At 41.9% G+C, this 11611-nt stretch carries 11 protein-coding genes and 1 riboswitch; of the genes, 1 reads left to right on the top strand and 10 read right to left on the bottom strand.

The annotated features are described in order from the left end of the window. From E1176_RS12980 to E1176_RS12950, 7 genes are all read right to left on the bottom strand, one after another. The coding region (locus E1176_RS12980; protein ID WP_155211062.1) for a homoserine O-acetyltransferase family protein at positions 1 to 872 on the bottom strand (872 nt) is incomplete at its 3' end. Beyond that, entirely contained in the window at positions 829 to 2160 is a 1332-nt protein-coding gene (locus tag E1176_RS12975; protein WP_155211061.1) for an O-acetylhomoserine aminocarboxypropyltransferase/cysteine synthase family protein, read from the bottom strand. The genes E1176_RS12980 and E1176_RS12975, both read right to left, overlap by 44 nt. A 12-nt stretch (positions 2161 to 2172) precedes the next feature. After that, a complete protein-coding gene (locus E1176_RS12970; protein ID WP_222933146.1) occupies positions 2173 to 2610 on the bottom strand; it encodes an OsmC family protein in 438 nt (145 codons plus the stop codon). A 240-nt stretch (positions 2611 to 2850) separates the two neighbouring features. Next, a riboswitch (SAM riboswitch) is annotated at positions 2851 to 2985 on the bottom strand. An 85-nt stretch (positions 2986 to 3070) separates the two neighbouring features. After that, positions 3071 to 4066 carry an NAD(P)H-dependent amine dehydrogenase family protein gene (locus E1176_RS12965; protein ID WP_155211059.1) on the bottom strand — a complete coding sequence of 332 codons (996 nt, stop codon included), beginning with the start codon at positions 4064 to 4066 and terminating at the stop codon, positions 3071 to 3073. Between the two features lie 2 nt (positions 4067 to 4068). Beyond that, entirely contained in the window at positions 4069 to 4560 is a 492-nt protein-coding gene (locus tag E1176_RS12960) for a nuclear transport factor 2 family protein (protein ID WP_155211058.1), read from the bottom strand. Between the two features lie 3 nt (positions 4561 to 4563). Next, a complete protein-coding gene (locus tag E1176_RS12955) occupies positions 4564 to 7362 on the bottom strand; it encodes an alpha/beta hydrolase family protein (RefSeq protein WP_155211057.1) in 2799 nt (932 codons plus the stop codon). Between the two features lie 144 nt (positions 7363 to 7506). After that, on the bottom strand, positions 7507 to 8484 hold the full coding sequence (locus E1176_RS12950) for a radical SAM protein (protein ID WP_155211056.1): 978 nt from the start codon (positions 8482 to 8484) through the stop codon (positions 7507 to 7509). Positions 8485 to 8609: 125 nt separating this feature from the next. Here E1176_RS12950 and E1176_RS12945 point away from each other — a divergent pair, with 125 nt between their 5' ends. Then, on the top strand, positions 8610 to 10226 hold the full coding sequence (locus E1176_RS12945) for a serine hydrolase (RefSeq protein ID WP_155211055.1): 1617 nt from the start codon (positions 8610 to 8612) through the stop codon (positions 10224 to 10226). A gap of 67 nt (positions 10227 to 10293) precedes the next feature. On the opposite strand, the gene fabG is transcribed toward E1176_RS12945, so the two are convergent. The 3 genes from fabG to E1176_RS20970 form a co-directional block, all read right to left on the bottom strand. Next, complete coding sequence (gene fabG / locus E1176_RS12940; protein ID WP_155211054.1) at positions 10294 to 11040, bottom strand: 3-oxoacyl-[acyl-carrier-protein] reductase; 747 nt, start codon at positions 11038 to 11040, stop codon at positions 10294 to 10296. 13 nt (positions 11041 to 11053) lie between these two features. Further along, positions 11054 to 11239 carry a hypothetical protein gene (locus E1176_RS12935; RefSeq protein ID WP_155211053.1) on the bottom strand — a complete coding sequence of 62 codons (186 nt, stop codon included), beginning with the start codon at positions 11237 to 11239 and terminating at the stop codon, positions 11054 to 11056. A 35-nt stretch (positions 11240 to 11274) separates the two neighbouring features. After that, on the bottom strand, positions 11275 to 11611 hold a 337-nt coding region (locus E1176_RS20970; RefSeq protein ID WP_222933145.1), incomplete at its 5' end, for a hypothetical protein.

Below are 11611 nucleotides of genomic sequence, written 5' to 3'. Positions count from 1 at the left end.
TTTAAGCCAATACACAATGCCTCTGCCTTAATAGACCTTAGCGCATGTCGCACCGATTTTCTGTTTCTACCAATATTGTGGCTATCCATAGCTTTTGATAAATAGTAATAAGCAAATGGATCGAATCTCTTATTGAGCTTTTGCCCCTGGTATCTCTGATAGCTACTGGCTTTGAAGTCATCAATTTTGTCATCAAAATCAGTCTGAGTTTTTCTATAAGTATTTTGATGCCTGTAAGAAAGCATAGCTACCGCCCTGGCAACCTCCAGCCCCTGCCCATTGAAGTTGCTGGCCTCGAGTGCCATGCGTTGTGTCTCATTAAAAGCTATACCCCAAGCCGAATGTCGGGCATTGGTAGCGATAGGGCATATATACTCAAACCGATGGGTGTCAGTCACTGCCCACTCCAAAAGTTGCTGCCCACCCAGAGAACCACCAATGCCAAGGTGAATTTTCTCAATCCCGAGGTGTTGTTGTACCAGTTGGTGAGCTTTTACCATATCCCTGATGGTGATATGCGGGAAGTTGATACCGTAAGCTTTTCCAGTAATTGGATTTATACTTGCCGGCCCTGTTGTGCCATAGCACGAACCAAGTATATTAGCACAAACCACATAATACTGCTCCGTATCCAACCATTTTTGTGGACCGATCAACTCACCCCACCAATCCAGGGGGTTCGCATTGGCAGTCAGGCCATGAAAAACCCAGATGACATTGTCACCAGATGCGTTGAGTTTGCCATGTGTAGTGTAAACAATCTCCAGTTTGTGGAGTGTGTCTCCACACTCCAAACCAAACTGTTGATCATAATTAAACAAACTGGTATCAGACAACGGCTGTATCGGATGCTTTGATTGTGTTAAAGGCATTTTCTAAATCAGATTTAATGTCATCGATATGTTCAATTCCCGCTGAGATTCGAAGGAGATTAGGCAATACGCCTGAGGCAATTTGCTCTTCGCTGCTCAGTTGCTGATGCGTAGTAGCCGATGGCTGAATGATGAGAGTCTTCGCATCTCCAACATTGGCAAGGTGGCTTACAAGTTTCAGGCTGTCAATAAATGCTGAAGCCTCTTCTTTACCACCTTTTATAATGAAAGAAAGCACGCCACCAAAACCCCGTTTTAGATATTTAGTGGCTAATTCATGGTAACTACTACTTTTAAGTCCGGGATAGTTGACCGATTCAACCTGTGGATGGCTTTCCAGCCACTGAGCTAAAGCAAAAGCATTTTCTACAGTACGATCTACCCGTAGAGAAAGCGTTTCTAAACCCTGTAGCAGTAGAAATGAGTTAAATGGACTTAAGGCCGGCCCAAAATCTCTCAGGCCTTCAACTCTTGCTCTGATGGCAAAGGCCACATTGGGTAGACCAAGCTCGTTATCAAAGCCAAATGTTTCCCAAAACTTAAGGCCATGGTAGCCTTCAGAAGGCTCGGTAAATTGAGGGAATTTACCATTACCCCAGTTAAACTTTCCACTGTCAATAATCACTCCTCCGATTGAAGTGCCATGACCCCCAATCCATTTGGTGGCTGAGGCTGTAACAACAGCTGCCCCGTGCTCGATAGGCCTAAACAAATATCCTCCAGCTCCAAAAGTATTGTCAACCACCAGCGGGATATCATACTTTTCGGCTAGTTCTGAGATTTTGTCAAAATCAGGCACATTGAAGCCTGGGTTGCCAATGGTTTCGAGATAGATGGCCTTGGTGTTTTTATCGATTAAAGTCTCAAAGTGCTCAGGTTTGTCACTTTCTGCAAAGCGGGCTTCGATACCTAATCGTTTGAAAGCAACTTTGAACTGATTGTAACTGCCGCCATAGAGAAATGGTGTAGAGACAAAATTATCTCCTACGCCCAAAATGTTATTGAGCGCGATAAATTGAGCAGCCTGACCGGAACCGACTGCCACCGCAGCAACACCACCCTCAAGCGCAGCAATCCGTTGCTCAAACACATCCGTGGTCGGATTCATGATGCGTGTGTAAATGTTACCAAACTCTTTTAGGGCAAATAAATTGGCTCCGTGCTCTGCGTTTTTAAAGGTGTAAGATGTGGTTTGGTAAAGTGGCACCGCACGAGATCTTGATGATTCTTCAACATTTTCGTATCCGGCATGCAGTTGTAGTGTTTCGAATTTTAATTGTGTACTCATGATTGTGATATTTTAATTAAGTGAAAGTTTTATTGGTGTTTTATTGCTTAGGTTGTCGTTTACCGGGCAGCGAAGCTCAATCTCTTTAAGCCATTTTGTTTCCAATGCCTTATCAAGCTTTGTGGAGGTGCTGAGCCTTACATGCAGGTGCTTATAGCCTGCCCTGTCCTTGAAGTTGGTTCCAAACAATCTGTCTGGGTTTAGGTCTCCTTCTATGTTTATTTGTAAGTCTTTGAGCTTTATTTGGAGCTCTTTGGCCACGATATGGGCCACTACATTGATGCAACCGGCATAGCCAGCCAAAATGTATTCTACTGGGTTAGGAGCCTGATTTGTGCCGCCCAGTTCCTGAGGCTCATCAACTACGAGTTGAAAGCCACGTGTGTTGATCTTTGTTCTTGCGGGGGATTCGCTCTGCGAACTCACCGAAAAGGTAAGTGTCTGAGACATGTTTATTTGTATTAAGTAAATTGTGAGAAAGAATGATGTATAGCCTGAGGGGTAAGAAAATGGCATAGCAATACCACGACCCCAAACGGGACTAGCTTAGATTAACTGATGCAGCTAGCTTAGAATTAGCTATTGCAACAGCAACAAATACACATGCAAGAGGTGATCAATGACTGGATTGACTTTGTGAAAGTAGCGAGAAGGCCGGTCTGATGTTGAATTGATCTTTTCATTATTATCAATTTATATTTTCCCCCGATCATCACCTGATGAACTTTCCTGGGATCAGGATTTAGCACCTTTCCGAACTATGATATCCTTCGGATGGTTGCTAGCGCTTCTCAGAGCCTGTCTCTCCACGCTTCTTTATAAATCGATTATCTCGAAGTGAGTATATCGAATGATGATGTAAACGTAATTACAGATTAAGTGGTATGCAAATATTTCAATTATTTTTTGTTTATAGTGAAGTGAAATAAGATGGCATGGGTATATCGGCCATCGTGCGCAGTCCTGGTTGCGCTTTCAAAATACTTTTGGTCGCATTTATAGCTATGGCGCAAGTGGCAACATCTCCATTTACACCACCCTCTATTTTAGATGTAATATTAGGAGAGCCTTTGATTTTTATTTCATCATAAGACTCTGGCTCACCAATAGTGGCCTGAAAAGTTAAAGTGATTTTAGGTTTACCCTTTATATACCCTGTGCCAACCTGCCTTACACCGCTAGCATTGCCTTTTTCGATTACCAGGTTTTGATCTTCAATTCGCTGCTCGGCTATTACCGGCATAATTAGGTCTTCGACTTTGTCAAGCTTCCAGCCAAGGTTTGACGCTATAAATTGGATGGACTCTGTAAGGCCGACATGTCTTAAAAGGCCCTTTTCTTTTCTCTTTTCAAACTCAGAAAGCGTAATACCAGCACCAATTTTTTCTCTAAAGGGGACTCGTCTAAACGAGGCATTTTGATATCTACTGACCTCAACAGCATCTACTTGCTGACAAACACTGGTTAAAAAAGTAGGTAGTGAATCCATCAGAAAGCCGGGGTTCACTCCAGTGCCTACTACTGCCACATTATTTTCCTTTGCAGCTAAGTCTATTTTTTCGGCCAGTTTTGGAGCCGTTGACCAGGGGTGACTCAGTTCTTCGCAGGTAGAAACAACCGGAATGCCATTGGCAACTAGTTCCAATACCTGGTCTGTAATTCGAGCCATATCAGAAACTGTTGTAAGTATGGCTACATCAGGTTTAGCAGACATTGCATTTTCAACGGAAGGTTGAATTTCAACGCTCGGTAAATCAGCATTTATTTCAGATAGTGAAAGGCCAATAAGATCTTCCTTTTTATCCACTGCTGCCACAGTTTCAATACCATTTCTGGCTGCAATAAATTCTGCTATTTTAATACCCAAAGGGCCAAGACCGACCTGAAGAATTCTAATATTTCCCATAGCTACTTATTGAGTACACTATCGATTTGCGGTATGAAGGTACCAATCAACTCGTTTGGAATAGGGACTGTCAGGTTGTAATGTGAAATTTTCCAGCCATTAGGCGTATAAGTAAGCACCCCTGTGCCTCTGCTGGGGCCGAGGTTGGGTGTGGCCAGTGCCTCATCAAACCAGGCTATTTTCCCATTGTCTGAAAAATAAATATAGCGCTCTTCAGGTGTAAAAGACCATGCCTTCCCTCTATCGAAATAAGGCTTGCTCCAGGGTTTAAACTCAGCCACCGTCCAGCGCTCTGTGGCGTCTGTGCCCATAAAAATGGAGCTGTCATTTTCAAAATGATTGAAATAGCGCTCAAAGTCAGCCTCGGCTGCAGCATTGTGCCAATCGTCTAGTACTTTATCTACAGCTGCTTTATCAGGAGTATAAGTGTCGGTTTTCTGAGTGTTGCATGCCACACAACAAATAATTAAAAAGCCTAATAATTGAGTTTTCATATTTTATTCTTCTATTAGTTTATAACCTTTTGTAATACCTTTCTCGATAGCCGGAATACCCTCACCCATCCAAACCGGCATAGGCTGACCCATCAGGTAGTGGTCGAAGTATTGCTGCATGCGCACATTAAAATCCCGGATATTTTCCCATTTGGTTGGCCAATGAGGTTCTCCGTTGTAGTTGAGCATCCAGGCAGGTTTACCGAGTCTACGCATAGCCACAAACATTTCAATCCCCTGGTACCAGGGCACATGGCCGTCAGCATCGTTGTGCATTAGAAGCAAAGGTGTATTTATTTTGTCGACATAAAACAAAGGCGAATTTTCTATATATCGCATGGGGTACTCCCAAAGTGTGCCTCCAATTCTGCTTTGCGTATGCTCGTACTGAAACATACGACTGAGGCCCGTCCACCATCTGATGCCGCCATAAGCACTGGTCATGTTGGCCACGATAGCACCCGCTTCGGCAGCAGCAAACATATTGGTTTGTGTAACCAGATAGGCCACCTGATACCCGCCCCAGCTGTGGCCTTGAATGCCAAGACGATCCTTATCGATAAAGCCTTTAGCAATAAGTGAGGTAACGCCAGGCATAACTGCATTATAACAGCTTTCTCCCGGATAACCTGTTTTATATACAATATCAGCAATAAACACAACATAACCTCTGCTGGCATAGAAAGCCGGATTGATAATTGACCTGATCGGTACGGCACCCCAATGACGGTTTAGGTTGTGAGAGTTACGCTCATAGAAGTAGGTAATCATTGGGTACTTCTTATTAGGATCAAAGTTTTCTGGCTTGTAGAGCAAACCCTCCAATGGTTTTCCATCGAGTGAGGTCCATTTGTAAACTTCCACGCTACTCCACAGATAGTTATCGATTTCGGGATTGGCGTTGCTTAGCTTATTGGTAAACTTAAAGCTCAAGTCACTTGCCAGCAGATCAGGAAATAAAGTATGGCTCTCCTTGGTATAAAAGATTTGCTCAGTGTTTTCGGCCTTGGTTGGCTTTGAAAAGGCGTATTGGCCTGTAATGAGATTTTGTAGTTTATTTCTTTTTAGGTTGAGGGAAGCAAAACCTTCATTTCTAGAGTTTTCATTAAAGGTATGGATCAAAAGAAAGTCAGGGTTTATCGACTCTTCTTCCGGGTCTAAGTGAACATAGCGATGACGAGTTTTGCTATTTCTACCATCTGTTATTTTCTCAGGCTTCTCTTTATTTTCCGGATCAAGCTTCCAAATATCATAGCGGTCGTAGATCAAAAAGTGTTTGTCATCTTCAGTCCAGCCGGCAGCACCGTAAGATGATGGGAGGTTTGGCTGATCGAATAGTTCGTCAGCCAGCGAGACATCTATTTCTTCAGAAAGATTAAAGCTTTTTTTCTTGTCAATGGCATAGCTTGTCCATGTAGTGTCTACAGCATTAACCCAATAGAGGTAATTGCCATCAGCAGAAATATCGGCAGAGCCACGCAGGTTTTGTTTTACCAGTTGACGCTCACCGGTTTCATTATTTATAAGGTATACATCCATATGTCTCGGAAAGCCCTCCCAGGAAATGTATTGTTGATAGCCTTCATAAGATAGTCCTAAACTATGTTTTGCATTGCCTTTGTCAGCCAGATTAATTTCAGGGACTTCTGGCGTTCCCAGCTGCACTAACTTATCTTGTTTGGGGTAGAATACGGCCTGATAACTTTTTTTCTGGTCTTCTTCGAGTTCGGCATTTTGTTGCGTATGCAACCTTTGATTTTTATAGTTCCAGATTTCTACCTGTATAATTTCTTCAGATAAGAGTGACGTGTCTTTAGCAAGGGGAATCGGTGCTGTTCCGAAATACAATTTTTCCTGATTATCAGAAAACATAAGGTTAGCGTGTTCGCTAACCCCCCAGTTATCGACTAGAAAAGTGGAGGAGGTATCAGCTTTTACCACGGCCGAGTCAAGGCCATCTTTCCAGTAGCGGAGTTGAAAATTTCTTATGAGGGCTTTTGTTGTGTCAACATCGGTAATGAAGGCTGCCTGCTCACCCGATTTGTCTAAACTGAGGTGCTTAAATTTACCTTTTGATTGGTGCAGTGCTCGTGTGGTATTTGTAGATAAATCGAGATAATAAACACCTTGCAAAAAAGTTGAATCCTTACCGGAGGTACTATACAATAATCGCTCACCTTCTTTAGCCAGAGAATAATCTGTGACAAAAGGGATAGTGTCCTGCTGTTGTGATTCCAGGTTTCGGATGACCAGATGGTAGCCGGTTTCCTTGCCGACTTTTTTCTCTTTCTTTGGTTTTTTAGCCGCTGTAGAGTCGCTGTTTGTCGTGTCCTTTTCGGCCTTGATCTCTTCCAATTGGTAGAAAACGTAGTTGCTCCATTTTTTTGGAACCATAAACTGCTTCAGCGCGGGTATTTTGGTCAACGAGCCTGCCTCTAAATCAAAAATGGCCAGCGTGTCTTTTGGCATTCTATCGTCTTTCGTTTTTAACCTTCTCAATGCATTTACTGAATCGAGTGCAGGTACGATTTTAAAGATGAGGTATTTTGAATCCGCACTAAATCTGGATGATTCGCCTCTTTTATAGCTCAATAATTCCTCCCCGGAATGCCTTTTTATTTTAAGTATCTGATCTCCCTTACCGGGTGTAAGGTGAAACGCTACGAAATTGCCATTCGGGCTAATGCTTTCGTTGGTAATTCTTTTCCAGGTGTCGAAGTCTTCATGCTGTAAAGCTCTTTTTTGAGCCCAGGTTGAGAAACCAATAAGTAGAGATAGGGAAAGGAAAAATAGCTTCTTCATAGAGGTACAGTTTGTGTAAATCTAAATTAGAAAAAAGCTTTGAAGGATAGCGGGTGGTTTTATGTAAGCGGAGGTTTTAGCGCAAACTGAAAGACATACAAATACCTAAACCGAAGCTTGTTGTGTAAGATCGCTTCGTCATAATTAAAACAATTCCTTCCAGGTGCCCTTCATCCAATTGTATTTCAGTGTGCTTGGTAGCGCTTTCCAAAAATATTTGTTGATTTCAACAGCAAAAGAAGGCTGCATGTAGCAGTTGATCGTGCATCCCTCACAAGCCGGAAGTCTGCCTTCCAGGGCGACTAACTTTTGCACTTTTTCTGATTGGTATAGATTAAACAAGTCATTTTCGATAGGGATCTCATCAATACCCAGGTGGTAGCAGGGCAGCATAAGTTTATTTTCGGGAGAAATTACGATGGTTGAGCTGGCAGCCCTGCAAACAGGATCATCAATATGGTTTCCTCCATCTTTTCTCAAACTTACAAAGGCATTGTTGAGGTATACATTCTTCTTCTTTGACCAGCGATTTAAGCTGCTCAAAGTCTCAGAGCTTAGCTTATGGCCGGTTTCTACATCAGCATATTCGAATACCGGATTGAGAATAAGAATTAAATCATTGGGCGCGCAAAACTTATTATATACCTCTTCAATTTGCTGCACATTGTGTTCAAAAACAGTAAATATAATATCGGGTCTTTCTCCCAGAGCTTCTGCTTTAGTAATGGATTGCTTTACGAAATCGAAACAGGCCACACCTCTCGACTTATTGTGCTCGTCTTCATCAGGTGAATCGAGTGAGAAGTGGAGCATATCGACCAAGCCTCTAAGCTTATCTGCCCACTTTGGGTAAAGCAGGCAGTTGGTGGTGAGGGTTGTAATAAATCCTCGGTCTTTGGCGAGCTTGAGCAGTTGGTCTATCTGCTGGTGGAGGAGTGGCTCGCCTCCTGTAAAGTCTATAACTTTTACACCCAGTCTTTTAAGATCATCAAGGTTTTTAGTAGCGGTTTCTATGTCGACATAAGGCGAAGGACGCTCCCAGATATCACAAAAACCACATTTTGCATTGCACCGATAGGTGACATAGTAGTTACACAAGATGGGGTGGGAGATAAGCCTCATGCACGCAAGTTAAGAATATCAGATAAGTTTATAGGCCTTTTAGCGTCAGGCTCTTCCGCTTACCTTAAGCCTATTGACTTTAAATGCATATTTTAAAAAATTGTGGGTAAACAAACACTCAATTTATGAAAAAGCTCTTTTTGCCATTATTTCTATTATTAATTTTTTCTTGTAGCCAGGCCCAACTCAAGGAACAAGCAGATGCCTTGCTACAAAAGGCCATTCCGAATAATGAACATGGTCTTTCGGTACTGGTTGCCCAGGGTGACAACATAATTTATGAGAAATACCATGGCTACTCAGAAAATGAAAGCCAGAATGCCATTGATGAAAATACGATTTTTAGAATTGGATCGGTAACAAAGCAATTTACTGCAGCCTCTATTCTCAAACTGGCAGAAAGTAATAAGCTTTCATTAGACGATCCTCTTAATAAATATATCAAAGACTTCCCGAGAGGTGATGAAGTTACGATTCATCATTTACTGACACACACCAGCGGTATAAAAAGCTATACAGATCAGCCAGATTTTATCAACACCATTGAAGAGCCCGTTTCGGTGGATGATTTGATCGAGAAAATAAAGCAATTGGGGTATGATTTCGACCCGGGCGATAAATGGAAATACAATAATTCAGCTTATTTCATTTTAGGTCATATTATAGAATTGCAATCAGGGATGAGCTACGAGGCATTTTTAGAAAAGCATTTTTTTAAGCCGCTCGGTATGAATAATACGGGCATTTACGACAACAGTAAATCTTATAAAAATGAGGCAATCGGTTATATGGCAGAGAATGGTGCAATCAAGCCTTCACTTAACTGGGACATGACATGGGCCGGAGGCGCTGGCAATTTGTACTCTACCACGCATGATTTACTCAAGTGGAATAAAGCTGTTTTTTCAGGAGAGATTCTTGAAAAAGAAAGCATTGAAAAAGCCCTTACACCGGTGCAGTTAAACGATGGCTCAAGCCACCCTTATGGTTATGGGTGGGCAATCACAGAATATCGTGGTCTTAAAGCGATTGTTCATACCGGAGGGCTTCATGGCTTTTTATCAGTATTGAGTTATTACCCGGAAATTGATGCCTCTGTGATTGTATTGAGCAATGCTTCTCCGCCACTCAATGTTGTACCAGGCAATATGGCAAAAGAGCTTACTCAAATCTTCTTTGAAGAACACCTTGAAGAGCAAGAAGAGATTTCGATGGAAGGTGCTGCGCTCGAAAAATACATAGGCAAATATGAGTACCCTGGTGGGGCAATAATGGTGGTGACTCTAAATGACGGACAACTTTATGCCCAATTAACAGGTCAGCCACGTTACGAAATATACCCTAAAGCCGAAGATGAATTTTTCTGGAAAGTTGTGGATGCTCAAGTAAAATTCTATTCTAATGAGAATGGTGAAATTACCCACGGCATGCATAAGCAGGGAGGTATGGAAATGAAAGTACCGAAGATGACGGAAAAAGAAGAGATTTCTCTTCCTTCCGGATTATTTGAAAAATATGCCGGTGAGTATTCATTAAATGGCACCGATGTAAAAATTTGGGAAGAGGAAGGTGCTTACTACACGCAGCTTCAGGGTCAGCCTAAGTTTAGAATGTACCCGATGGCAAACAATCGATTTTTCATGAAAGAATTGGCTGTTGAAGTAGAGTTTGGCTCTGGTGAGCCTGCTGAATCACTTACCATCTTTCAGGCAGGTAATGAGATGGTGGCACAGCGCAAGTAACAATTAAGTCTTGAAATATAATCAGTCGTCTGGCCACTTGAGTGGTCAGACGACTAATCAAAAAGACTTACGTCAACATACCGCCATCAACCTGGATGGTTTGGCCAGTGATGTAAGCAGACATGTCTGACCCAAGGAAAACACAGGCGTTAGCCACATCTTCAGGAGAGCCACCTCTTTTTAATGGAATTGCATCTCTCCAGCCTTGAACAGTTTTCTCATCAAGTTTTTCAGTCATTTCTGTTTCGATGAAACCAGGTGCAATAGCATTTGATCTCACACCTCTTGAGCCTAGTTCTAACGCTACTGATTTAGTGAAGCCAAGAATACCTGCCTTTGATGCCGCATAGTTGGCCTGACCAGCATTACCTTTAAGTCCTACTACAGAAGTCATGTTGATGATAGAGCCACCACGCTGCTTCATCATCGTTTTGGTAGCAGCTTTTACTGTGTTGAAGCACGATTTCAGGTTTACGTTGATAACATCATCCCAGTCAGACTCGCCTATTCTGAGTAATAAATTGTCTTTGGTAATACCTGCATTGTTTACAAGTATATCGAGCGAGCCAAAATCTGCCACCACGCTATCAATCAGTTCTTGTGCCGCAGCAAAATCTGAAGCATCTGATCTGTAGCCTTTAGCTGTAATTCCTTTTTCAGAAAGCTCTTTTTCTAAAGCTTGTCCTTTTTCTACGCTTGATAAATAAGTGAACGCGATGTTAGCGCCTTCTTCAGCAAAACGCTGGGCAATCGCTTTTCCTATTCCTTTAGATGCACCGGTGATCAGTGCGGTTTTACCTTCTAATAATTTCATGTTATGGTCGGTTTTATTTAGATCTCGAAATTCTTTTTTTAATAAACAGGTATATGCCACGAATTACAATGTAAACTATGAGTCCATAGCCAAAGGCATACATAAAGCCGGCAATCTCAGTGTCTTTGTAAGCTACAGCCCCGCTTAATATCACGAAGATAAACCCTACGATAAAAATGATGTAATCCTTACTATTCATGTGCCAAAGAAACTGAAATTCTGATTATCTGGCAATTATTGATTTGTTAAGGCGTAAATTATACCCATTCCAAAACTAATGACCATTACGTAGAAAACGAATCCGAACAGGTTGGCCAAAATCAGTAAAAGGTAGTGCTGCCATTTGTTTAGTTTTAACGCTACTGCGTAGAGGTAAAAGAAGTATAATGTTATAATCAGAAAGTAGAATTGAACTCCATAGAAGTCAAAATATAATAAAGGAATACTAAGTATTAGAACTATATTTCCTAAAACAAGATAGAATGTATAGGTGATGAGATGCTCTACATAATTAAAACCTCTCCTAAGAAAAAGAAAGGTAGCTAGAGCAAACAAGGGTACGCCAATCCAT

The organism is Fulvivirga aurantia (assembly GCF_009711475.1).
Classification (GTDB): Bacteria; Bacteroidota; Bacteroidia; order Cytophagales; family Cyclobacteriaceae; genus Fulvivirga; species Fulvivirga aurantia.
This window is presented reverse-complemented; position numbering and strand designations above follow the sequence as displayed.

What these genes read in the sequence shown, in the direction of transcription:
- E1176_RS12975 (WP_155211061.1), bottom strand. Translation starts at nt 2,160, where the DNA reads ATGAGTACACAATTAAAATTCGAAACACTACAACTGCATGCCGGATAC.
- E1176_RS12970 (WP_222933146.1), bottom strand. Translation starts at nt 2,610, where the DNA reads ATGTCTCAGACACTTACCTTTTCGGTGAGTTCGCAGAGCGAATCCCCC.
- E1176_RS12965 (WP_155211059.1), bottom strand. Translation starts at nt 4,066, where the DNA reads ATGGGAAATATTAGAATTCTTCAGGTCGGTCTTGGCCCTTTGGGTATT.
- E1176_RS12960 (WP_155211058.1), bottom strand. Translation starts at nt 4,560, where the DNA reads ATGAAAACTCAATTATTAGGCTTTTTAATTATTTGTTGTGTGGCATGC.
- E1176_RS12955 (WP_155211057.1), bottom strand. Translation starts at nt 7,362, where the DNA reads ATGAAGAAGCTATTTTTCCTTTCCCTATCTCTACTTATTGGTTTCTCA.
- E1176_RS12950 (WP_155211056.1), bottom strand. Translation starts at nt 8,484, where the DNA reads ATGAGGCTTATCTCCCACCCCATCTTGTGTAACTACTATGTCACCTAT.
- E1176_RS12945 (WP_155211055.1), top strand. Translation starts at nt 8,610, where the DNA reads ATGAAAAAGCTCTTTTTGCCATTATTTCTATTATTAATTTTTTCTTGT.
- fabG (WP_155211054.1), bottom strand. Translation starts at nt 11,040, where the DNA reads ATGAAATTATTAGAAGGTAAAACCGCACTGATCACCGGTGCATCTAAA.
- E1176_RS12935 (WP_155211053.1), bottom strand. Translation starts at nt 11,239, where the DNA reads ATGAATAGTAAGGATTACATCATTTTTATCGTAGGGTTTATCTTCGTG.